Source organism: Phyllobacterium sp. SL163 (assembly GCF_049896885.1).
Taxonomy (GTDB): domain Bacteria; phylum Pseudomonadota; class Alphaproteobacteria; order Rhizobiales; family Rhizobiaceae; genus Phyllobacterium; species Phyllobacterium calauticae.
In genome coordinates, this window is sequence record NZ_JAFCVE010000003.1 from 424,198 (window position 1) to 446,455 (window position 22,258).

Below are 22,258 nucleotides of genomic sequence, written 5' to 3' on the forward strand. Positions count from 1 at the left end.
CAACCGTGAATGCGCCGGGCGTCGGATGCGGAATCGTTTTCATAAGAGACGGCCACATCCTCTTGCTACAGCGCAAGAAAAGCCCGGAGACCGGCGCCTGGGGCATTCCCGGCGGCAAGATCGATTTCCTGGAAACCGCTGAGCAGGCGATCCGGCGCGAGGCGCTTGAGGAAACCGGGCTGGAAGCCGGCGACATCAAGTTGCTGGGCCTCAGCGAGCAGCTTTTTCATGATGAAAAGCAGCATTGGTTCGGCGTTCTGTTTCAAGCGGAAAGCTTTTCCGGCGAAATACAGCTGCTTGAACCGGACAAACACGGCGGTATCGACTGGTTTCCACTCGATAAGCTGCCGGACAGACTGACACTCCCCACCGTTCATGCCCTGGACCTGATCCGTCAGATGGCCTGACAGGGCCGTGGAAGCCCGCCAGCGCGGTTCTGCGCGCTATGCCTGCCGTGCCACGCGCAGCGAGGCCTCATAGGCCCTGCGCGCCCATTCGGTCATAACGTCGGGATCATCGAACGCGTCGGCGGGAACGGACCAGTACGGCATGTTGACGATCTTAGACTTGCCTTCATAATTCCAGCGCCGGCAGCCCGCCGCTTCGAAGTCGGGCGCGGAAATCGCATCGGCCTTGAGCAGGATTTCGTCGGCCACCTCAAGCGCAATGATCAGGCCATTGTGATAGATGCCCTTGCCGCCAAACATGCGTTTGATGGTGACAGGCCCCAGCCCGGAAAACAGATCGTGAATCGCATCATTGTCCATGCCCGATTATTGCAGGCACACGGGAAGACGTCACGCCCAAAAAGCGTTCCGTCCGTCCCGGATAGCGAATTCTGAAAAATCAGGAAGCGGCAGGTGCCAGGGCTTCCGGCTTGGCCGGTGTCAGTTCAACCGACTCACCGCAGCCGCAGGCGGACGTCTGGTTGGGGTTGTTGAAGACAAAGCCCGTGCGCAGGGTCGTGACTTCGAAGTCCATCTGCGTTCCCAGGAGATACAGCACCGCCTCCGGCGCAACGAAGACCCTGGAGCCGTCCTTTTCAACGATATCATCGCCTGGCTTGGCCTCGGTGACGAGGTCGATGGTATATTCCATACCGGCGCAGCCGCCCTTCTTGATGCCGACGCGAATGCCGAGCGCATTCTCGCGCGCCGCCACGATCTCGCTTACGCGGGCAGCGGCAGCGTCAGTCAACGTCATGACAGAAAAACGACCCATTTCTCATCTCTCTTGGTTCGGATCGTGTAATGATCCGTCTGTACCATAGTTAGTGTTACACAACCGTCACCGCAAGTGTTCAAACTCGTCCCGTCCCAAAAACCCGCACGCAGAAGGCAGAAATCATGAATTACCGCCATCTCATTCTCACCAGCCTTGCCGGTATGGCGCTGAACCTGACGCCTGCACTTGCTCAGGAGACCAAGAAGCCCGAGCCGAAGCAGGAAACTGGTACGAAGCCCGTAGCGGCGGCGCCCGCCGAGGCCGCCCCGGAAGCACCTGCCCCCAAGGAATCGGCTGAAGCGCCCAATCAGTCCGTACCGGACTATCTCGACGACCGCAGCACGCCGGAGCAACTGGTCAAATCCTATTACAATGCCATCAACCGCCAGGAATATGCGCGCGCCTACAGCTACTATGCCGAGGAAGGCCATAGCCAGCCGTTTCCGCAGTTCCAGGCCGGGTACGAGAACACCGTCTCGGTGGAATTGCGCCTTGGCAAATCCGAAAGCGAGGGCGCGGCTGGTTCCACCTATTGGAGCCTGCCACTGGCGATCGAATCGACGCAGAAGGACGGGAAACACACCGTCTACAACGGTTGCTACCGCCTCCGGCTGGCAAATGCCGCCATCCAGGGCGTTCCCTTTGTTCCCTTGTCCATTCTCGACGGCACGTTGCAGAAATTCGAAAAGCCGCTGGATCAAAGCGTTCCGGAAGGCTGCGAAGCGCCCTGAGGGCGCTTCAAAACCAGCTGGCGATGCCGACAATGGCGGCCAGCAAGCACGCCCAGGCGGCGGCCCTGGAACCCCGCGCGTTCTGCCGCGCCTGTTCCAGCGCAGACTCGGCAACGACACCCATGGCCGACCGGGCGTCAAGCAGCCCGGCAATATCCGCGCGCGTCAAAACGACGGTCGATGCCTGCCAATGCCACGCGGCTTTGAGCGCAAAGAAGATCACGCCTGCCATACCGAGGCGCACGATCCAGAAAGCACTCATCGCGGACCTCCTGAGGGGCTGTTCCGTTAATCGGTGGCCCACGCACTACGGCATGGGACACCCCACAGTGACGAGCCGCGACGTACCTGACAATTAGACATTAGGAGAAGATATCAGCCGAAAGCGCAATGCACCCGGAACGGATCAGTACCAGCCGACGGCGACCTGCGCCTCTTCCGACATGCGGTCGGGCGTCCAGGGCGGATCGAAGGTCATCGTCACGTCGACAAAGCTGACGCCCTCGACCGAGCTGACCGCATCCTGTACCCAGCCGGGCATTTCCCCGGCAACCGGGCAGCCGGGTGCCGTCAGGGTCATCTCGATCTTCACGGAGCGGTCGTCTTCGATGTCGATCTTGTAGACGAGGCCAAGCTCATAGATATCCGCCGGAATTTCCGGATCATAGACCGTCTTCAGCGCGCCGATGATATCATCGGTCATGCGGGCGAGTTCATCGGCTGGAATGGCGGAAGCGGAAACCGCGCCGCTCACGGCGGAAGCATCCGGCTTCAGCGTCTCGTCTTTTTCCAGCGTTTCGACTTTGTCGGTCATCGGCATCACCCAAAGAATTTCCGCGCCTTTTCCAGCGCATCGGCGAGAACATCGATCTCGTCTCTCGTATTATACATCGCAAACGATGCACGGCATGTGGACGTTACGCCGAACCGTTTCAAGAGCGGCTGGGCACAATGTGTGCCCGCGCGCACGGCGACACCCGCCCGGTCAATCACCATGGAGACGTCGTGGGCATGGATGCCTTCGAGCTCGAAGGAGATGATGGCGCCCTTGCCCTTGGCATCGCCAAAAATGCGCAGCGAATTGATCTCACGCAGCCGTTCATGCGCGTAATCGCGCAAATCTTCCTCATGCGCGAGAATGGCGGCGCGGCCGATCTTCTCGACATATTCGATGGCGGCACCAAGACCGATGGCCTGGGCGATCGGCGGCGTACCCGCCTCGAAACGGTGCGGCGGGTGATTATAGGTAACGATATCCTCCGTCACCTCTTCGATCATCTCGCCGCCGCCCTGGAATGGGCGCATGGCTTCCAGCTTTTCCTTGCGGCCGTAGAGAACACCGATACCGGATGGACCATAGATCTTGTGCCCGGTGAAAATGTACCAGTCACAGCCGAGATCCTGCACGTCAACCGGCAGATGCACGGCGCCCTGGCTGCCGTCGACAAGCACCGGAATGCCGCGCGCATGGGCAATGCGGACGATGTCCTTGATCGGCGTCACGGTGCCGAGCACATTCGACATATGGGTAATGGCCACCAGCTTGGTGCGTTCCGTCAGCCGCGCCTCGAATTCCTCGATATGGAACGCGCCCTGCTCGTCGACCGGGACCCAGACCAGCTTTGCGCCCTGCCGTTCGCGGATGAAATGCCAGGGAACGATGTTGGAATGGTGCTCCATGATCGACAGGACGATCTCGTCGCCCTCGCCGATATGCGGCATGCCATAGCCATAGGCAACCGTATTGATCGCCTCGGTCGCCGATTTGGTGAAGACGATCTCGTCGACCGAACCGGCGTTCAGAAAGCGGCGAACGTTTTCGCGGGCCTTTTCATAGGCATCGGTGGCCGCGTTCGACAGGAAATGCAGGCCGCGATGCACATTGGCATATTCGTTCGAATAGGTATGGGTGATCGCGTCGATCACCGCCTGCGGTTTCTGCGCGGAGGCACCGTTGTCGAGATAAACCAGTGGTTTGCCGTAGACTTCGCGCGACAGGATGGGGAAATCGCGGCGGATCGCCTCGACATCATAACCGCTTCGAATGATCTTCGTATCCATGTTGCCCGCGCTTTCCTGCGTTTCAGTCGGGTGTTTCACCTGAAATAGTGCCCGCCGGACCAGCCGGCAGGCAAACGATCAGACATGCACCGCCAGCCACTTGTCGAGAATGGCTTCCAGAGCCTCGACCAGTGGTTCGCTTTCCAGTTCTTCGACGATCTCAGCCACGAATGCCTTGATCAGCAGGCCGCGTGCCTCGCTTTCCGGGATACCGCGCGCCTGCAGATAGAACAGGTGGTTTCCGTCGATCTCGGTCACCGTCGCCCCATGGCCGCAGGCCACGTCGTCGGCAAAGATTTCCAGCTCCGGCTTGGCATCGAATTCGCCGTCATCCGACAACAACAGCGTGTTGCAGGCCATGCGCGCATCGGTCTTCTGGGCGATCTTGTTGACCTTGATCTGTCCCTGGAAAACGCCGCGCGCACGGTCCGTCACCACATTGCGGATGATCTGCACTGACGTGGTATTCTCGACGAGGTGGCCGAGCGTCATCGTCACGTCCGTGTGGCTGTCACCGCCGAGCAGGTTGACGCCGCGCAACTGGAAGTCGGAGCCTTCGCCCTTCGACAGCACATGCACTTCCTGGCGCACCAGCTTGCCACCCGCATTGACGATATAGAGCGTCAGCTTGGCATTGGTGCCGATGGTCGCGGTGAACTGGGCAAGCTGCGTTGCGTCGACACCCTGCTCGCGCAAGATGATCCAGACGATCTCCGCATCATCGGCAACGGTGACATTGCTGACGCTGGTCGAAAAACCCTCGCCCACGCCGCCTGTCTGGCGTTCGATCACGGTGGCCTTGCTGCCATTGCCGAATTTGACGGCAAAGCGCACATGGCCCTGCCCGCGGGCCTGCGCATTCTGCAGTTCCAGCGGCGCGTCCAGTTCGAGGCCATCGGCAATGGAGACGGCCCAGCCGTCGGTCACGTAGGCTGCATTGATCTGGCCGATCGCATCGTCTCCGCCACGAATGGCGAGATCGCGGATCACCGATCCGTCAGCCAGTCTGTCGCTGTACTTGGCGAATTCGACACCGGCGACCCGCGGCGATGTCAGCGCCACACCATTGGAAACTGTTGCAACCGCCGATCCCGGAATGACTGCCGGCAAGGCATTGGTGCCCGCCGTGCCATCATAGGCGGCGACACTGCGCAAAAGGGTGCGCAGATCGGTATAGTGCCAGGCCTCGACGCGGCGTGACGGCAGGCCCTGCGTCTTCAATGCCTCGATGGCATTGTCACGCGCGCTGACGATTTCCGCATCGCCGGGCAGTTCGCCCATCCGGTCGATGAAGGAGTCGACCAGCGCCGCTTCTGCGGTTGTCGGCTGGCGTCCTGTATGAACATTCATGACGTCGCTCCTCAGGCTGCCTCGCCGATGATATCGGCGTAGCCGTTCTCTTCGAGATGGAGGGCAAGGTTCTTGTCGCCTGACTTGATGACCTGTCCCTTGTAGAGAACGTGCACGCTGTCCGGAACGATATAGTCGAGCAGGCGCTGATAGTGGGTGATGACGATCACGGCACGGTCAGGCGAACGCAGTGCATTCACGCCATCGGAAACGATCTTCAGCGCATCGATGTCGAGGCCCGAATCTGTTTCATCCAGCACGCAAAGCTTCGGCTCCAGCAGCTTCATCTGCAGGATTTCCGCACGCTTCTTCTCACCGCCGGAGAAACCGACATTGAGCGGACGCTTCAGCATGGCGATATCCATGTCGAGCGAGGCGGCAGCCGTCTTCACCCGGGCGATGAATTCCGGGATTTTCAACGGTTCTTCGCCGCGCGCCTTGCGCTGCGAGTTCATCGCCACTTTCAAAAATTCCATCGTGGCGACACCGGGTATCTCCATCGGATACTGGAACGCCAGGAAAATGCCCTTGGCGGCGCGTTCCGACGGGTCGAGTTCCAGAATGGATTCGCCGTTGTAAAGAATGTCGCCCGACGTGACTTCGTAATCTTCGCGGCCCGCAAGAATATAGGACAGCGTCGACTTGCCCGAACCGTTCGGTCCCATGATGGCCGCCACTTCGCCCGCCTTGACCGTGAGGTTCAGGCCGCGAATGATTTCTGTGTCCGTATCTGCGATCTTCGCATGAAGGTTTCTGATTTCCAGCATTCTATTACCCTTTGAATTCCTCGGGATCAGCCTCGGCGATCCCAACAATAATCTTGTTTGGCGAGTGACGGGCCGATGATGGCCGTCCCATGGCTATCCGACTGAGCCTTCAAGGCTGATGCCGATCAGTTTCTGCGCTTCGACCGCAAATTCCATCGGCAGTTCCTGAATGACTTCCTTGACGAAGCCGTTGACGATCAGCGCAATCGCCTCCTCTTCCGGAATGCCGCGCTGCATCACGTAGAACAGCGCATCTTCGGAAATCTTGGAGGTGGTGGCTTCGTGCTCGAACTGCGCCGTGGCGTTCTTCGCCTCGATGTAAGGCACCGTATGCGCACCGCAATCATTGCCGATCAGCAGCGAGTCGCACTGGGTGAAGTTGCGGGCATTCTCCGCCTTGCGGTGCGCCGAAACCTGGCCGCGATAGGTGTTGTTCGACTTGCCGGCCGAAATACCCTTGGAGATGATGCGGCTCGACGTGTTCTTGCCGAGGTGCAGCATCTTGGTGCCGCTGTCGATCTGCTGATGACCATTCGACACGGCGATGGAATAGAATTCGCCGCGTGAATTGTCACCGCGCAGGATCACCGACGGGTACTTCCACGTGATCGCCGAACCCGTTTCGACCTGCGTCCAGGAGATCTTGGAATTGACGCCGCGGCAATCGCCACGCTTGGTGACGAAATTATAGATGCCACCCTTGCCTTCCGCATCGCCGGGGAACCAGTTCTGCACGGTCGAGTACTTGATCTCGGCATCGTCGAGGGCAATCAGTTCCACGACAGCCGCGTGCAGCTGGTTTTCGTCGCGCTGCGGCGCGGTGCAGCCTTCGAGATAGGACACATAGGCGCCCTCTTCGGCAATGATCAGCGTACGCTCGAACTGACCGGTATCCCGCTCGTTGATGCGGAAATAGGTCGACAGTTCCATCGGGCAGCGGACACCCTTCGGCACGTAGACGAAGGAGCCGTCCGTGAAGACAGCCGAATTCAGCGTCGCATAGAAATTGTCGGAAACCGGCACCACGGACGCCAGGTACTTCTTGACCAGTTCCGGATGTTCACGGATCGCTTCGGAGATCGAGCAGAAAATGACACCGGCCTTGGCGAGTTCCGCCTTGAAGGTGGTGACGACAGACACGCTGTCGAACACCGCATCCACCGCCACGCGGCCGGACTTGTAGACATTGTCGCTGGCTTCTTCGTCTTCGTCCGAAGGGCTCGGTTCGCCCATCTTGCGCACGCCCGCAAGGATTTCCTGCTCTTTCAGCGGAATTCCCAGCTTCTCATAGGTGCGCAGCAGCTCGGGATCGACCTCGGCAAGCGATGTCGGTCCGGTCTGATTCTTCGGCCCGGCATAATAGACCATGTCCTGGAAATCGATTTTCGGGTAGTTCACCCGCGCCCATGTGGGCTCTTCCATCGTCAGCCAGCGTTCATAGGCTTTCAGACGCCATTCCAGCATCCATTCCGGCTCATTCTTCTTGGCCGAAATAAAGCGGATAATGTCTTCGCTGAGGCCCTTTGGCGCCTTATCCATTTCGATAAGGGTCTCAAAGCCATACTTGTACTGGTCCACGTCCAGGGTGCGGACCTGATCAATAGTTTCCTGCACGGCAGGCATTGGCGTTCTCCATCCTCGCGGGATTCAAGGTCCCGCAGTTGCAAACGTCAAGGCGTGTGTCGTCTTGAATATTTGCCTCAATGTAGTGTGCAATCGCACGATTTAACACCGGTATTCACCGGATTCTTTTGCATTTATCGACTATTTATTGTCGATATCTGCGATAATTCACGCCGCATCGGCAGAAACCGGCTTCGTCCGGTCCCGCCGCGCGACAATTTTTGTCAGCGCCTCAAGGAAAAGCGCAATTTCGTCCTGCGTGGTTTCCGGCGTTGTGGAGACCCGCAGGCCCCCGGTTCCATCGCCAAATCCCATGGCCGCAAGCACATGGCTTGGCCCGACTTTTCCCGAAGAACAGGCAGAGCCTGCCGATAGCGCAATTCCCGCCAGATCGAAAGCGATTTGCACGGTTTCCGCCTTCATATCTGTCAGGCTGAAGAAGGTCGTATTGGCGAGCCGTTCGATAGCGTCGCCGTAAATCACCGCATCGGGTGCAATCGCCCGGATGCCGTCCTCGATCCGCTGCCGGTTGGCAAGCCCCCAGCCGCCCGCCACAAGCTGCTCGCGGGCAACCCGCGCCGCAGCGCCGAAACCCGCAATGACCGGCAAGGCTTCCGTTCCGGCACGGTGGCCCTTTTCCTGTCCGCCGCCGCGCACCAGCGCCTTCGGCATGACCAGATCGGACACCGCAATAATGGCGCCTACGCCCTTCGGACCGCCGATCTTGTGCGACGAGAGAATGAGGTAATCAGCGCAAGATATTGCAATATCAAGAGGAATCCGCCCAGCCGCCTGCACCGCATCGACGACAAAAAAGCCGCCGAACGCTTTGACAAGCCTACCGATTTCATCGATGGGCTGCAAGACGCCGGTCTCATTGTTGGCGGCCTGTACGGCGACCAGCGGCAGACCTTCGCCCTTATCGTGAGCGGCCAGCAGCGCACGCAGCCGCTCAAGGTCGAGCAGTCCGTTGCGATCCACCGGGACCGTATCGATCTGGTCGGCGGCAAACTGCCCGCCCGCCAGCACGCAAGGGTGCTCGCTGGCGCTGACATAAAGCCGCGACAGGCGTACAGGCGCCCGTCCCATCATATAATGTGGTGTCAGCAGGGTTGAAGCAGCCTCCGTGGCACCCGATGTAAAGAACACATGATCAGGTTTGGCATTCACAAGAGCAGCCACGTCGCGGCGGGCGCGTTCGAGAATGGCTTTTGCAGCACGGCCTTCCTGATGAACAGACGATGGATTGCCCGTTTGCGCCAAAGCATCGACAACAGCATCGCGCGCAGCCGCAAGAAGCGGCGCACTGGCGTTGTAGTCGAGATAGGCGCGTTTTTGGGCCATACCTGTCGTGATTCCTGTTCTTTTGAACTCAGCGCCGACAAAAAGCGCAATTTTCTTGAAATTCAACCTCGGACCGGCCTATGAAGCCGCTTCGAGACAAAATCCTACACCAGTTTTGAACGGTTCTAAACTGGTTTTATGGGTGCTGTTGATCGCCGTCAAGTCCGGCTGATCGACAGACGCCCTGTGGCGAAGAGTGGAGTACACATGCCTGAAGTAATTTTCAATGGACCTGCGGGGCGTCTTGAGGGCCGTTATCAGCCTTCGATGGAAAAAAATGCACCGATAGCGATTGTCCTGCACCCGCATCCGCAGTTTGGCGGCACCATGAACAACAAGATCGTCTACGATCTGTTCTACATGTTCCAGCAGCGCGGCTTCACGACATTGCGGTTCAACTTCCGTGGCATTGGCCGCAGCCAGGGCGAATTCGACCATGGCTCGGGTGAATTGTCCGACGCGGCCGGCGCGCTTGACTGGGTGCAGTCGCTGCATCCGGATTCCAAGACCTGCTGGGTCGCCGGCTATTCCTTCGGCGCCTGGATCGGCATGCAGCTCCTGATGCGCCGTCCGGAAATCGAAGGGTTCATCTCGGTCGCGCCACAGCCGAATACCTATGATTTCTCGTTCCTCGCACCCTGCCCCTCATCCGGCCTGATCATTCACGGCGATCAGGACAAGGTGGCACCGGCCAAGGATGTGCAGGGACTGGTCGACAAGCTGAAGACCCAGAAGGGCATCACCATCACGCAGAAGACGATGGTCGGCGCCAATCACTTCTTCACCGGCATGACCGATGAAGTCATCGGCGAATGCTCCGAATATCTCGACCGCCGCCTGAACGGCGAACTGGTCGAAGCCAAGCCGAAGCGCCTGCGCTAAAAAACGCGCTGCACTGGAATTGTGCGTGGTTCGACAAGCTCACCATGAGGAGAGGCATGGTCTGCGATGATAGTCTCAGAGGTTGCAGAAATCGCTTTCTGCAACTCTCCATATCCCTCATGGTGAGCTTGTCGAACCACGCACAATGTTCCTGCCAGCCTCCTGCGGGTTAGGCTTCACCACCACCCCGCCCGACACGGCCGCATCGCAACCCGTTGTGGTTGGAAATGTCAGCGGCAGGCCATCGAGGGCCCGCACGGCGAGATAGGCCCAGGCCTCCGCCTCCATGGAATCGCCGTTCAAGCCCAATTCCTCGGCAGCAATCACAGCAGCACCCGATTTGGCCGCGCCCTCCGCAAGATCGGCCATGACGGTCGCATTCTTGCGCCCGCCGCCGCAGATCACCCAGAGTGCCGGTTGTTCCGGCGCATAGGCGCCGGCTTGGAGAATGGCATCGGCGGTCACCCTGGCGAGCGTCCGGGCGCCATCGGCCAGTTCCGGATTGCCAAGTTCCTCAAGCGTGAAATCATTGCGGTCGAGCGATTTCGGCGGCTTCAGCGCGAAAAACGGTTTGGCCATGTAGCGCGCCACGGCGCCGGCCAGCACCTGACCCTCGCTGGCAATCATACCGCCCGCATCATAGGCGATTCCCGCTCTGTCGGCGACCCACTGGTCGATCAGCGTGTTGCCGGGCCCGGTATCGAAGGCGACGGGATCCCCCGTCGCCGAAACGGTCGTGACATTGGAAATACCGCCAATATTGACGAAGACGACCGGCTTGCCCCTGCCAAGCTCGATCGGAACCCTTGCCGCGAGTGCCTGATGATAGACCGGCACCAGCGGTGCCCCTTGCCCGCCATGCACCATGTCATTGGCGCGCATGTCATGGACAACGGGAATGCCTGTCATATCGGCCAGCAATTGCCCGTCACCCAGCTGGACGGTCAGCCGTTCCTGCGGACGATGCAATACCGTTTGGCCATGAAAACCAATGATATCAATGGTATCGGTGCTTAACTTATAATCCGAGAGGAAGCCGAGCACCGCATCGCCGTGCCGCCGCGTCAATTCCTGCTCGATGGCGGCGAGACCGCCGGGGCGCTGATCGCGCTTGCGGATGGATTTGGCATCCTCGAGCCCAGCCTCGATCTGCCGCCGGAATGCCGGGTCATAGGCAACGAAGCCCGAAGGTCCGCGCTGCACCGCGTTTCTGCCGTCGGTTTCGATGAGCGCGATGTCGATTCCATCCATGGATGTTCCGCTCATCAGGCCAATTGCCCGCCTTGTCGCTGTCACGTCACACCCTTTCTTGTGATTCGGCCCCGAATGATGTTAAACGGCCACGTCTTGTTCGGCACGTTCTTCATGCCGGACGCTTCCCTACGTAAAGTTTCAGGAAAAACTCATGTCTGCCTTCAAATCCGACTTTCTGCACACGCTTTCCACGCGCGGCTTCATCCATCAGGTCTCCGACGAGGCCGGTCTGGATGCGCTTTTCGCCAAGGAGACAGTGACAGCCTATGTCGGCTATGATGCGACGGCGACGAGCCTGCACATCGGCAACCTCATATCAGCGACCATGCTGTACTGGCTGCAGGAAACCGGCCACCGGCCGATTGCGCTGATGGGCGGCGGCACCTCGATGGTGGGCGACCCCTCTTTCCGCGACGAACAGCGCAAGCTGCTGACACCCGAAGCCATCAACACGAACATCGAAGGCATCAAGCGGATTTTCGCCCGCATCCTGCGTTTTGGCGACGGTCCGACCGATGCTTTCCTCGTCAACAATGCCGATTGGCTGATGGGGCTCGGCTATGTCGAGTTCCTGCGCGAGGTCGGCCGCCACTTCTCCGTCAACCGCATGCTGTCATTCGACAGCGTCAAGCTGCGCCTGGACCGGGAGCAGTCCCTCTCCTTCCTCGAATTCAACTACATGATCATGCAGGGTTACGATTTCGTCGAACTCAACCGCCGCCATGGCTGCGTTCTGCAGATGGGTGGTTCGGACCAGTGGGGCAACATCATCAACGGCGTCGATCTCGGTCACCGCATGGGAACGCCGCAGCTCTACGCCCTGACGACGCCGCTTTTGACCACCAGCTCCGGCGCCAAGATGGGCAAATCCGCCACCGGCGCGGTCTGGCTCAACGAAGATGTCTTCAGCCCCTATGATTTCTGGCAGTACTGGCGCAACACGGAAGATGCCGATGTCGGCCGCTTCCTGAAAATCTTCACGCGCCTGCCGCTCGATGAAATTGCCCGGCTGGAAGCGCTTGGCGGTTCGGAAATCAACGAGGCGAAGAAAATCCTCGCGACCGAAGCCACCGCCATCGTTCATGGCCGTGAAGCCGCCACCATGGCCGCAGAAACCGCACGCACGACCTTCGAGGAAGGCGCGCTGGCTGCCAACCTGCCATCCATCGACATCGCCACAGGCGAGCTCGAGGGCGGCATCGGCATTCTGACGCTGCTGGTCAAGGCCGGCCTGGCCGGTTCGAATGGCGAGGCCCGCCGTCACATCCAGGGCGGCGCGGTCCGGGTGAACGACGCCAGCGTTTCCGATGAAAAGGCGCAGGTTTCGACCGCTGACGTGACAGGCGACGGCATCGTCAAGCTGTCGCTGGGCAAGAAGAAGCACATTCTCGTTCGCCCGATGTAAGCCTTTCGGCTTCAGCGTTGTGCGTGGTTCGACAAGCTCACCATGAGGGAGGTGGTTTGGTGCAAGATCACCACAAACGTTGCAGAACTCAGCTCCCTGCAGCCGACTCCATCCCTCATGGTGAGCTTGTCGAACCACGCACAATGGTATTGCTTAGCGCTTCTCACTGAAACTCGAAGATCGAGCGGAAAATGCCCGGTGCGATCACCGAAATCGGATTGACGATGATCTGCGGTTGCTTGATCGGCCCCTGCAACTTGTAGGTGATGCCGATCAGGCCGCGATCCCGTCCATTGCCAAGCAGAAGGCCGAGGACGGGCAATTCGCCGAAAATGCGGTTGATGCCATAGGCAGGCATGAAGGTGCCCGTCAGCGCCATGTTGCCCTGGGGATCGCTGAGCACGCCCTGGAAGGTGGTGCCGATGGTCGAACCGCGGACCACGCCATTGGCAAGATTGATGTAGTTCTTGCCTTTTTCGATTTGCGAAAAGCCGCGCTCGAAGGTCACCACCGACACATCGATGTCCTTTTTCACCGCATCGTTGAGGCTCGTGCCATTCGGCGAGGATGACACGAGACTGGCCAGCCTGGGCTCGTTGACAAGGGTGAAGTCGCGCGCATCGATCTGCCCGCGCAAGGGACCGTCGCCCTTCGAATCCAGTGCGACTAGAATGCTGCCGCCCTGCATCTTGTCATAAAAGCCGGTGAAACGCAGGACCGCACCCGCGTCTTTCGACTGCAGGCTGACGGAACGGGCACCGCTTTCCGAACTGTCCGTGGCAATCACCTTCTGGCCGGATTTGGTCACGGCGTTGAAGGCAAGGCCCGAGACATGCGAACCGACACCCTCATAGGACAGCGAGACATTGCCGAAACTTTCGGAATAGAAGCCCTGGACATCATCGATATCGGCATTGACCAGAATGCGCTTCTTGTCATTGCTGTCGCCCGCCTGCTTCTTGTCGGTCACCTGGTTCAGCAGCGAACGCGCATCGAAGGATTTCCCCTTCACGTCGGCCCGGTAGCCATAGCCGGTGCGCGATATTTTGACGGCGATGTCATCCGTCCGGTTGAGGCTGACCTGGCTGAAATCCGCAGATACCAGATCGCCCTTGACCACGGAGATGTCCCCGCGCAGCCGGAACGTGTCTCCGGCGATATCGAGATTGCGCACACTGATATTGTCCGCATCCTGCTGCAGGCTGAACTTGGCGGTGGCCTTCACGCCTGCGCCCTTGGTCCAGCCAAGCTGCGCCAGCTTGACCTCGGCCTTGGACAAATCCGCGACAGCGACCTGCGAACCATCCGCCGACTTGTCGATGTTGATGCTGATCGGGCCGGATATGAACGGATCGAGACTTGGGAACAGCGTGTTGCGCGTCTTGTCGTCCAGCTGCAGGGAAACCGATTGTTTGCGCTTGGCCGGATTGCTGCCGAGCGGTTCGAACATGGTGATATCGGCCGGCACGCCATTCAGCTGCGCTTTGACATCGATATTCGCCTCGGTGTCGTTGACGTTCAGTGTGCCGTTGGCATTGGTTATGGTCTGGCCATCGACCTTTTTGGCAAGGTTCACGCCATTCAGGGCGATCTCCGCCGACCATTGCAGGCTTCCCTCCGGCGCATGGCGAGTGACGGGGAACGTCACGAGGACATGGGTTTTCACATCGCCGCTGATATCAGCGGGTGCAAAGGGCACGCCTTTCACCGCATTGATCGGTTTGAAACCGGCGATCTCGGCGATGGCCGAAGCGTCGCCGGCAATATTCAGATCAAGCTCCGACAGCACCGGACGCTGCGGGCCCCACGGGATGATCAGCGTGCCGTCCACAATATGCGCTTCCCGGTTGCCGGGCGTAAACGCCGAGCCCTTCAGCAATTTGATCGTGGTATAGGCGCCGCGCACGCTGATTGCACCATCGGCATCGCGAATGGGCGGCAGATCGCCGACAATATCGAAACGCGTGTTCTGCACGTTGAAATCGACCTGCACTTCGTCCGCCGTCAGCGGTGGCGGCTTGCCCGGACCGTCGAAACGGCCGGCGGCAAACATCACGTCCACCCGGCTGTCCCTGACATCGCCGCCGAACAGATTGTCGAGCACCCAGCGGCGCGCGCCGGTCGCCACCCAGATCGGCCAGAGCTGTTTGACCTGTGCGGTGGGCATTTTCGGTATGCGCAGCGCCAATGTCATGGCTGGTGAACCCTTGCCGAACACCACACTGCCCTGCCCGTAAAGTTCGCTTTCGCCATCGGCCCGCACGGCAATCTCGGAAATGTCCAGCTTGGCCTCATCAGGCGCAAACCGGCCGGCAATGCGGGCATTGAAGGCGAGCGGCGGCTCGCTCGAATCCGCTGGAGCGGAAACGGCTTCCTGCGTGATCAGTTCAAAACGATAGCCGGGATTGGCAACGGCAGCGACAGCCGTCGCGTCCTCCGGCAGCGGTTCGGGTCCGACCGCCCCCTCGACAACCCCTTTGAAACCGCCGAAATGGATGGCTGACGGCGTAATCTCGACCTTTTCCGTACCGAAAACATGCTCGAAATTGATCTGGGCACCGGCACCCATATCCTCCACATTGCCGATGCTCACCGGTCCTTCGCTGACATTGAGCGACCCCGAGATCCGCATGGGTATGGTGTCCGCCCCCGCAACGCCGTCCAGCCGGATTTCAGCTTCATTGTTATAGGCGAGATAGGACGTATCCGGCTTGATGCCATCGGCATCGGCAACAGGTGCTTCGCCCTGTTTGCCGATCAGCGGAATCTTGCTGATCGCCAACGAGAATGAATCGATCCTGGCGCCAAGGGCCGCGCGCTTGACCTGTGCCGCAACGTCGATGACCTTTCCGCGCCATTCCACGGTGCCCTTGATGGCAACGGGGCCGCCGGTTTCCGTCAGTTCCAGATGGATGATGCGCAGGTTTTCCGGCCGGCCCGCAACGGTGAAATCAAAGCGTGTATCGGCAACCGTGATGTCACGGGTTTCCCGCTGATCCAGCAGCGAAACGGCATTTTGCAATCCGGTGAAAATGAGTTGGGACACACCGTCGAGGTTGACGAGGCCGCGATCATCCTGCGGCACGATCGACATGAAGTCGAACGGCTCCTGGCTGGCGCCAACCGTGATCTGCGCGCCGGTGAGTTCGAGGCTCTGCACTTTGACGTCGCCTTGCAGCAGCGGCAGGGTGGCGAGACCAATGCGCACGGAACGGATATTCTTGATCTCCACCCCGCGCTTGACGTCCGAAATATTGACGTTGCGCGCCTCAAGCGCGACGTGCTTGCGCTGGTCGAGGGAAATTTGCGCCGACTGGATCGTCGCGTCTGTATCGGGACCGACAACGGATTTGAGCGCGGTCTGGGCACGCTGCGTCAGGGCCTCGCCGCCGATACCCACCCGCAGGACGACAAAAGCGATGCCGGCCAGAACCACAAGGAGAATCAGGAATGACGCGAGAGCCCCGCAGGCGAAACGAAACCGCGAGCGGCGCGCGGGCATGGCCACGGGCACCTCGCCTTGCTCGACCGCAGAGGGGTAATGATGAAATTTTAGAAAGTCCCGCTTTGTAAAACGGACTCTTTTCGGTTTCTCTGTCAAATTCCCAAGCCAATTGAGGAATCATGTGGGAAACCGTAGACGATTCCCGTGCCTCTCTTATAGTTGCCTAACTGAGGCGCGCATTCAATGATGAAAGAAAGGCTTTCCTATGACAACGCTCGATATCGGCAGTTCTGCCCCGGATTTCACCCTTCCCCGCGATGGCGGCGGAACGCTTTCCCTGGCTGAATTGCGCGGGAAACCTGTCGTTCTCTATTTCTATCCCAAGGACGATACGAGCGGCTGCACCCAGGAAGCCATCGAGTTTTCCGGGCTGAAGCCGGAATTCGACAAGCTTGGAGCCAAGGTCATCGGCATGTCGCCCGATCCGACCAAGAAGCACGACAAGTTCAAGACGAAGTACGATCTCAAGGTGGATCTGGTCGCCGATGAAGAAAAAACGATTCTGGAAGCCTATGGCGTCTGGGCCGAAAAAAGCATGTATGGCCGCAAATATATGGGCGTTGAACGCACCACCTTCCTGATCGATTCGAACGGCAGGATCGCGAAAATATGGAACAAGGTGAAGGTTCCCAATCACGCGGCCGAAGTTCTCGAAGCAACCAGGGCTCTCTAGACCGAACTCAACCGCTTTCTACCTGAAATTGATGGAAAATCGGCGCTCCGTCAGGATTTGTTAACCATAACGAGGTGTAATGCCTTCTATAAATTGAAGCTGCAAAATGACGAGCGAAGCGGCCATGAAGAAGGCAAAACACTCCCCCATCTTCAGCAACCAGCAGGAACCCCACACGATCATCATCGCGCGGGGCGAAACGATCCGTCATTTCACCCTGCGCCCCTGGGCCGCTATTCTTGGCGGCACACTGGCCTTTGCACTGGCCGGCACCTACCTGATCGCCACCTCCTATCTGGTTTTCCGCGATGACCTGATCAATGGCAGCGTCGCCCGTCAGGCGCGGCTGCAGCAGGCCTACGAAGACCGTATCGCCAGCCTGCGTACCCAGCTCGATCAGGTCACCAGCCGCCAGCTGCTCGACCAGCAGGCGATGGAAGGCAAGGTCGCCGAACTCATCCAGCGGCAGAAATCCCTGAGCGAGCGCCATGCCAAGCTTGCCCCCATGCTGCAGCGGGCAGAACATGCCGGCGCTGCCATTCCGCCCGAGGCGGACAGCAATGCGCCGATGGACAGCAACGGCCAGGATATCGTCAAATCGAACGATGATGACGCTTTCTATGGCATCGATCCGATCATCACCGGTCCGACCAGCGCGACACGCAAACCGGCACCGCGCGATGACAAGCCGCGCAAGAGTGTCGACAAGGCCGAACTGCTGCTGAAATCGGTCAATACATCGCTGACGGATATCGAGACCAAACAGATCGCCCAGATGCAGGCGCTGTCCAATACAGCCTACGAGAATGCCGACAAGATCATGGAAGCGCTTGCCGCAACCGGAGTGAAACCCGTTCTGGATGAAAAGTCGGATACGGGCGGCCCGTTCATTCCCGCCGGCAGCATTGCCCCGTTTGACGCCAAGCTGAACGATCTTGATCAGGCGCTCGAACGGCTGGAAGGCGCCAAGGCTCTTGCCAAATCCATCCCGATCTCCAATCCCGTTCCCGGCATGCCGGTTTCCAGCACGTTCGGCGTGCGCAAGGACCCGATCATCGGCTCGATGGCGTTTCACTCCGGCATCGACTTTCGCGCCATGAGCGGCTCGTCGGTGCGCGCCACGGCCAACGGCACGGTCACCGAAGCGGGCTACAATGGCGGTTACGGCAATATGGTGGAGGTCGACCACGGCAACGGCCTCTCCACGCGCTACGGCCATATGAGCCAGATCCTCGTCACCCCCGGCCAAAAGATCAAGATCGGCGACGTCGTCGGCAAGGTCGGCAGCACCGGGCGCTCGACTGGCCCGCATCTCCACTACGAGGTGCGCCGGAACGGCAGCGCCGTCAATCCTGCAGGTTTCCTGACCATCGGTCGCGAGGTCGCCGCCGAACTTTAAGCTCCTGGACGCTGGAGCTCGGATCATCATAAAAAATCCCCGGCAGGACATCTCCAGCCGGGGATTTTTGTTCAGACAATACGCCAGGACTTAAGCGATATCCTGCACTTCCACATCGCTGCCGTGCACACGGTGCGCGAGAGCTGCTTCCATGAACATGTCGACGTCGCCGTCGAGCACATCCTGCGGGCTGGTGCTTTCGACGCCGGTGCGCAAATCCTTGACCAGCTGATAGGGCTGCAGGACGTAGGAGCGGATCTGGTGGCCCCAGCCGATATCGGTCTTGGAAGCGGAGATGGCATCGGCCGCCTGCTCGCGCTTTTCCAGTTCCGCTTCGTAGAGCCGCGCGCGCAGCATCGACCATGCCGTGGCACGGTTCTTGTGCTGCGAGCGTTCCGCCTGGCACTGCACGACGATACCGGTTGCGATATGCGTGATGCGCACCGCCGAGTCCGTCGTGTTGACGTGCTGGCCGCCGGCACCCGATGCGCGATAGGTATCGATGCGTACGTCCGATTCCGTCACCGCGATCTCGATATTGTCATCGACGACGGGATAGACCCAGATGCTGGAGAAGGATGTATGCCGCCGCGCATTGGAATCATACGGCGAGATGCGCACCAGCCGGTGCACGCCCGATTCGGTCTTCATCAGACCATAGGCATTGTGGCCCTTGATCAGGATGGTGGCCGACTTGATGCCCGCCTCTTCGCCGTCATGGATTTCGAGCAGCTCGACCTTCATGCCCTTGCGGTCGGCCCAGCGCGTGTACATGCGCAGCAGCATCGACGCCCAGTCCTGGCTTTCCGTGCCGCCTGCCCCCGAATGCACTTCGACATAGGTGTCATTGGCATCGGCTTCGCCCGACAGCAGCGTATCGATCTGGCGCTTGTCCACTTCCACCTTGATGGCGCGAATGGCTTCTTCCGCCTCGGTGACGATGGACTTGTCGCCCTCTTCGTCGCCCATGGCGATCAGCTCGATATTGTCTTCGAGCGACTGGCTGAGCGTGCGGATGGAGTTGATACCGTCTTCCAGCTGCTGGCGCTCGCGCATGAGCTTCTGGGCTTCCTGCGCGTCATTCCACAGCGCGGGATCTTCGGCAAGCTGGTTCAGATAGCCAAGGCGTTTGATTGACGTATCCCAGTCAAAGATGCCTCCTCAGCAGGCTTATGGCCTGCTTGATCTCGTCGACCAGCGTCTCGATTTCAGCGCGCATTGGCTGTCCGTTCCTTCTGCTTTTTCATTGTTTTCGAATTGCGGCGGACCATATTCACTGGTCCGCGCGATGTAAAGTCTTCAGACTTTACGAAAATTCACCGGCTCGATCGGTCAGAAAAGTCCGCCGCCGCCGCCCTGAATGACCCTGTTGACGTTCGGAGACTGCACCTCCATGGGCGCGCCCTCGGAGAAGGAATTCGCGCCAATGACGGAATAGCTGTCCGCAGGGCCGGTGCCCGGCTTGAAGGCTTCCATGATCACATTCGGCTGGCCTTCGGTGGCGCGCATGCCGGTCTTGCGATCAATCGCCACAACGGTCATGCCTTCCGGCACACGGAAGTCAACCGAACGCTGGCCCTTCATGGCAGCATCCATGAAATCCTTGAAGACCGGGGTCGCAAGGCCACCGCCGGTGCCGCCATGGCCCATGGGCGTGGGCGTGTCGTAGCCGAGATAGAGGCCGACAACGAGGTCCGGCGTGAAGCCGATGAACCAGGCGTCCTTCTCGTCGTTCGTCGTACCGGTCTTGCCGGCGATCGGACGGTTGAGGCTCTTCAGGATGGTTGCCGTACCGCGCTGGATGACGCCTTCCATCATCGACGTGATCTGATAGGCGGTCATCGGATCGAGCACCTGATCGCGGTCGTCGACCAGCTCCGGCTCCGGCTGGTTCTTCCAGTCCTCGGCAGAGCAGTTGTCGCATTTGCGTTCATCGTGCTTGAAGATGGTCTTGCCGTAACGGTCCTGCACGCGGTCGATGATCGATGGCGTGATCTTGCGTCCGCCATTGGCGATGATCGAATAGCCCGTCACCATGCGCATGACCGTGGTTTCGCCCGACCCGAGCGCCATGGCCAGAACCGGCAGCATCTTGTCATAGATGCCGAACCGTTCGGCATATTCGGCAACGAGCTTCATGCCCATGTCCTGCGCCAGACGCACCGTCATCAGGTTGCGCGACTGCTCGATGCCGTAGCGCAGGGTGGACGGGCCGGCAAACTTGCCGCCATAATTCTTCGGTGCCCAAATGCCAAGGCTGCCGCCCTGGTCGATCGAGATCGGGCCATCCAGCACCACCGATGCCGGGGTGTAGCCATTGTCCAGCGCTGCCGAATAGACGAACGGCTTGAAGGAGGAGCCCGGCTGGCGCATGGCCTGCGTGGCGCGGTTGAATTCCGATTCGGCGAAGGAGAAGCCGCCGACCATCGCGAGCACGCGGCCGGTATGCGGGTCCATGGCAACCATCGCGCCTTCGATTCCCGGCACCTGGTGCAGATCGAAGGCCGTGTCGCTGCCTTCCTTCTTCTGCACGAACACCACGTCACCAGGCTTGAACACACCCTCGAGTGATTTCACCGATGTGCGCCTGCCATCCTTGTAGAGGTTCATGGCCCATTTGATATCGGCAGCGGCAATCGTGCCCTTCTTGCGCGCGGTAACCAGGCTGTTGGCATCATTGCGCTCGGGCTGCAGGCCGATGACGGCCTGTGTCGGCGTCACCTCGAGAATGACCGCGAGCTGCCAGTCCGGAACATCGGAAAACGCCTTGATCTCGGCCAGAGGGATACCCCAGTCGCCGATGGTGGAAATCGTCTTGTACGGGCCGCGGTAACCCTTGGCTTCGTCATACTTGAACAGCCCGTGCTGCAGGGCGGCGCGGGCCTGCACCTGCATCTTGGGGTCAAGGGTGGTGCGCACGGACAACCCGCCCTCATAGAGCGCGTTTTCACCGTACTTGCCGATGATCTGGCGACGGACTTCTTCCGTGAAATATTCCGACGCGAACAGGTAGTTGCCGGTATGGCGCGGCGTAACACCGAGCGGTTCGGCCTTGGCCGTCTTGGCTTCGTCCGTCGTGATGTAGCCGTTCTCGGCCATGCGGTCGATCACCCAGTTGCGGCGTTCGAGCGCCCGCTCCGTCTGGCGGAACGGATGATAGTTAGACGGTCCTTTGGGCAGCGCGGCCAGATAGGCCGCCTCGGCGATGGTAAGCTCATTGACCGACTTGTTGTAATAGGTCAGCGCTGCACCGGCGATACCATAGGAATTGAGACCGAAGAAAATTTCGTTGAGGTAAAGTTCGAGAATGCGGTCCTTGGAATAGGCCTGCTCGATGCGGAAGGACAGGATGGCTTCCTTCACCTTGCGGCCCATCGTCTGGTCGGACGACAGGAGGAAGTTCTTTGCCACCTGCTGGGTGATGGTGGACGCACCAACCGGGCGGCGCGAGCCCCAATTCTGCACGTTGACGATAACGGCGCGGGCAAGACCGCTGATGTCGATACCCGGATGCTGATAGAAGTTCTTGTCTTCCGCCGATACGAAGGCGGCCTTCACCCGGTCCGGAATGGCCTGGATCGGCAGATAGAGGCGGCGCTGCCTGGCGAATTCAGCCATCAGCGCTCCATCGGACGCGTGAATGCGCGTCATGACAGGCGGCTCGTACTTGGCCAGAACTTCATAATCGGGCAGGTCTTTGGATACTTTGACCACATAGAGCGCTGCACCGCCCGCGGCCAGCAGCGCGACGACGGTCCCGATTCCGAAAAAATATCCGATCAAGCGTATCATTTGTATCCGGAACCCGTTTCATCCATTTGGCATGTCGATAATCGATGCACGATCTTGGTCAATGCAAATCGCACTCCGGGAAGCAGTTTCCCGGTACTCCAACCGGAATACACAACGCCCGGCAAATTCAGTGACGCAATTGAGCGACAAATGTGACAAAGGCAAGGACAACCCGGTTCTGCGCACAATTTAAATACCAATTGTGGAGTTTCGGCAACGCACAGACAAGTATATTAGGCTCCGCGAAC

General features: G+C 59.6%; 19 protein-coding genes. 6 read left to right on the plus strand and 13 right to left on the minus strand.

Annotation, left to right across the window (positions count from 1 at the left end):
• Nucleotides 1-5 precede the first annotated feature (5 nt).
• Nucleotides 6-407 carry an NUDIX domain-containing protein gene (locus tag ACP7B1_RS08960; protein ID WP_346305012.1) on the plus strand — a complete coding sequence of 134 codons (402 nt, stop codon included), beginning with the start codon at nt 6-8 and terminating at the stop codon, nt 405-407.
• A 36-nt stretch (nt 408-443) separates the two neighbouring features.
• Here the strand turns inward: ACP7B1_RS08960 and ACP7B1_RS08965 are convergent, their stop codons facing one another.
• Nucleotides 444-767: a TfoX/Sxy family protein gene (locus tag ACP7B1_RS08965; protein WP_346305011.1), complete on the minus strand. Its 324-nt coding sequence runs from the start codon at nt 765-767 to the stop codon at nt 444-446.
• 79 nt (nt 768-846) lie between these two features.
• Nucleotides 847-1,221, minus strand: coding sequence for a Fe-S cluster assembly scaffold SufA (gene sufA / locus ACP7B1_RS08970; RefSeq protein ID WP_346305010.1), 375 nt, complete (start codon nt 1,219-1,221; stop codon nt 847-849).
• Nucleotides 1,222-1,346: 125 nt separating this feature from the next.
• On the opposite strand from sufA, the gene ACP7B1_RS08975 reads away from it, so the two are divergent.
• The gene (locus ACP7B1_RS08975) at nt 1,347-1,955 is read left to right on the plus strand and encodes a hypothetical protein (RefSeq protein WP_346305009.1); all 609 of its coding nucleotides are present in this window, start codon (nt 1,347-1,349) and stop codon (nt 1,953-1,955) included.
• Nucleotides 1,956-1,962: 7 nt separating this feature from the next.
• Here the strand turns inward: ACP7B1_RS08975 and ACP7B1_RS08980 are convergent, their stop codons facing one another.
• From ACP7B1_RS08980 to ACP7B1_RS09010, 7 genes are all read right to left on the minus strand, one after another.
• Complete coding sequence (locus tag ACP7B1_RS08980; protein ID WP_346305008.1) at nt 1,963-2,217, minus strand: hypothetical protein; 255 nt, start codon at nt 2,215-2,217, stop codon at nt 1,963-1,965.
• A 144-nt stretch (nt 2,218-2,361) separates the two neighbouring features.
• Complete coding sequence (locus ACP7B1_RS08985) at nt 2,362-2,775, minus strand: SUF system Fe-S cluster assembly protein (protein WP_403175039.1); 414 nt, start codon at nt 2,773-2,775, stop codon at nt 2,362-2,364.
• A complete protein-coding gene (locus ACP7B1_RS08990) occupies nt 2,775-4,016 on the minus strand; it encodes a cysteine desulfurase (RefSeq protein WP_223613226.1) in 1,242 nt (413 codons plus the stop codon). The genes ACP7B1_RS08985 and ACP7B1_RS08990 overlap by 1 nt, the downstream gene beginning before the upstream one ends.
• A 78-nt stretch (nt 4,017-4,094) precedes the next feature.
• Nucleotides 4,095-5,366 (minus strand): Fe-S cluster assembly protein SufD, encoded by a 1,272-nt coding sequence (gene sufD / locus ACP7B1_RS08995; protein WP_346305006.1) that lies wholly within the window; start codon nt 5,364-5,366, stop codon nt 4,095-4,097.
• Between the two features lie 11 nt (nt 5,367-5,377).
• Nucleotides 5,378-6,133: a Fe-S cluster assembly ATPase SufC gene (gene sufC / locus ACP7B1_RS09000; protein WP_105732651.1), complete on the minus strand. Its 756-nt coding sequence runs from the start codon at nt 6,131-6,133 to the stop codon at nt 5,378-5,380.
• 93 nt (nt 6,134-6,226) lie between these two features.
• Nucleotides 6,227-7,756, minus strand: coding sequence for a Fe-S cluster assembly protein SufB (gene sufB, locus ACP7B1_RS09005; RefSeq protein ID WP_223613223.1), 1,530 nt, complete (start codon nt 7,754-7,756; stop codon nt 6,227-6,229).
• Nucleotides 7,757-7,924: 168 nt separating this feature from the next.
• The gene (locus ACP7B1_RS09010; RefSeq protein WP_346305107.1) at nt 7,925-9,100 is read right to left on the minus strand and encodes a cysteine desulfurase family protein; all 1,176 of its coding nucleotides are present in this window, start codon (nt 9,098-9,100) and stop codon (nt 7,925-7,927) included.
• Nucleotides 9,101-9,238: 138 nt separating this feature from the next.
• Here ACP7B1_RS09010 and ACP7B1_RS09015 point away from each other — a divergent pair, with 138 nt between their 5' ends.
• Nucleotides 9,239-9,982: an alpha/beta hydrolase gene (locus ACP7B1_RS09015; RefSeq protein ID WP_342588452.1), complete on the plus strand. Its 744-nt coding sequence runs from the start codon at nt 9,239-9,241 to the stop codon at nt 9,980-9,982.
• Nucleotides 9,983-10,099: 117 nt separating this feature from the next.
• Here ACP7B1_RS09015 and ACP7B1_RS09020 read toward each other — a convergent pair whose 3' ends face one another.
• Nucleotides 10,100-11,278, minus strand: coding sequence for an anhydro-N-acetylmuramic acid kinase (locus tag ACP7B1_RS09020; RefSeq protein ID WP_346306706.1), 1,179 nt, complete (start codon nt 11,276-11,278; stop codon nt 10,100-10,102).
• 109 nt (nt 11,279-11,387) lie between these two features.
• On the opposite strand from ACP7B1_RS09020, the gene tyrS reads away from it, so the two are divergent.
• Entirely contained in the window at nt 11,388-12,641 is a 1,254-nt protein-coding gene (gene tyrS / locus ACP7B1_RS09025; protein ID WP_346306705.1) for a tyrosine--tRNA ligase, read from the plus strand.
• A 163-nt stretch (nt 12,642-12,804) separates the two neighbouring features.
• On the opposite strand, the gene ACP7B1_RS09030 is transcribed toward tyrS, so the two are convergent.
• A complete protein-coding gene (locus ACP7B1_RS09030; RefSeq protein ID WP_346308023.1) occupies nt 12,805-16,143 on the minus strand; it encodes a DUF3971 domain-containing protein in 3,339 nt (1,112 codons plus the stop codon).
• Between the two features lie 208 nt (nt 16,144-16,351).
• Between ACP7B1_RS09030 and bcp the strand changes: the two genes are divergently transcribed.
• Nucleotides 16,352-16,819: a thioredoxin-dependent thiol peroxidase gene (gene bcp, locus ACP7B1_RS09035; RefSeq protein WP_346308022.1), complete on the plus strand. Its 468-nt coding sequence runs from the start codon at nt 16,352-16,354 to the stop codon at nt 16,817-16,819.
• Nucleotides 16,820-16,925: 106 nt separating this feature from the next.
• A complete protein-coding gene (locus tag ACP7B1_RS09040; protein ID WP_346308021.1) occupies nt 16,926-18,218 on the plus strand; it encodes a M23 family metallopeptidase in 1,293 nt (430 codons plus the stop codon).
• A gap of 90 nt (nt 18,219-18,308) precedes the next feature.
• Here ACP7B1_RS09040 and prfB read toward each other — a convergent pair.
• Nucleotides 18,309-19,437 (minus strand): peptide chain release factor 2 gene (gene prfB / locus ACP7B1_RS09045; protein WP_346308020.1). Its coding sequence is split into 2 segments (ribosomal slippage): nt 18,309-19,367 and nt 19,369-19,437, totalling 1,128 coding nucleotides; the frame shifts between segments, so codons are not numbered across the junction.
• 113 nt (nt 19,438-19,550) lie between these two features.
• Nucleotides 19,551-22,010: a penicillin-binding protein 1A gene (locus tag ACP7B1_RS09050; protein WP_403175088.1), complete on the minus strand. Its 2,460-nt coding sequence runs from the start codon at nt 22,008-22,010 to the stop codon at nt 19,551-19,553.
• Between the last annotated feature and the right edge of the window lie 248 nt (nt 22,011-22,258).

Excerpts from the sequence above, each read along its gene's own strand:
- ACP7B1_RS08980 (WP_346305008.1), bottom strand. The coding sequence starts at position 2,217 with ATGAGTGCTTTCTGGATCGTGCGCCTCGGTATGGCAGGCGTGATCTTC.
- ACP7B1_RS08975 (WP_346305009.1), top strand. The coding sequence starts at position 1,347 with ATGAATTACCGCCATCTCATTCTCACCAGCCTTGCCGGTATGGCGCTG.
- ACP7B1_RS09040 (WP_346308021.1), top strand. The coding sequence starts at position 16,926 with ATGACGAGCGAAGCGGCCATGAAGAAGGCAAAACACTCCCCCATCTTC.
- bcp (WP_346308022.1), top strand. The coding sequence starts at position 16,352 with ATGACAACGCTCGATATCGGCAGTTCTGCCCCGGATTTCACCCTTCCC.
- ACP7B1_RS09050 (WP_403175088.1), bottom strand. The coding sequence starts at position 22,010 with ATGATACGCTTGATCGGATATTTTTTCGGAATCGGGACCGTCGTCGCG.
- sufA (WP_346305010.1), bottom strand. The coding sequence starts at position 1,221 with ATGGGTCGTTTTTCTGTCATGACGTTGACTGACGCTGCCGCTGCCCGC.
- sufC (WP_105732651.1), bottom strand. The coding sequence starts at position 6,133 with ATGCTGGAAATCAGAAACCTTCATGCGAAGATCGCAGATACGGACACA.
- sufB (WP_223613223.1), bottom strand. The coding sequence starts at position 7,756 with ATGCCTGCCGTGCAGGAAACTATTGATCAGGTCCGCACCCTGGACGTG.
- ACP7B1_RS09015 (WP_342588452.1), top strand. The coding sequence starts at position 9,239 with ATGGGTGCTGTTGATCGCCGTCAAGTCCGGCTGATCGACAGACGCCCT.
- ACP7B1_RS08965 (WP_346305011.1), bottom strand. The coding sequence starts at position 767 with ATGGACAATGATGCGATTCACGATCTGTTTTCCGGGCTGGGGCCTGTC.
- tyrS (WP_346306705.1), top strand. The coding sequence starts at position 11,388 with ATGTCTGCCTTCAAATCCGACTTTCTGCACACGCTTTCCACGCGCGGC.
- ACP7B1_RS08990 (WP_223613226.1), bottom strand. The coding sequence starts at position 4,016 with ATGGATACGAAGATCATTCGAAGCGGTTATGATGTCGAGGCGATCCGC.
- sufD (WP_346305006.1), bottom strand. The coding sequence starts at position 5,366 with ATGAATGTTCATACAGGACGCCAGCCGACAACCGCAGAAGCGGCGCTG.
- ACP7B1_RS09010 (WP_346305107.1), bottom strand. The coding sequence starts at position 9,100 with ATGGCCCAAAAACGCGCCTATCTCGACTACAACGCCAGTGCGCCGCTT.
- ACP7B1_RS09030 (WP_346308023.1), bottom strand. The coding sequence starts at position 16,143 with ATGCCCGCGCGCCGCTCGCGGTTTCGTTTCGCCTGCGGGGCTCTCGCG.
- ACP7B1_RS08985 (WP_403175039.1), bottom strand. The coding sequence starts at position 2,775 with ATGCCGATGACCGACAAAGTCGAAACGCTGGAAAAAGACGAGACGCTG.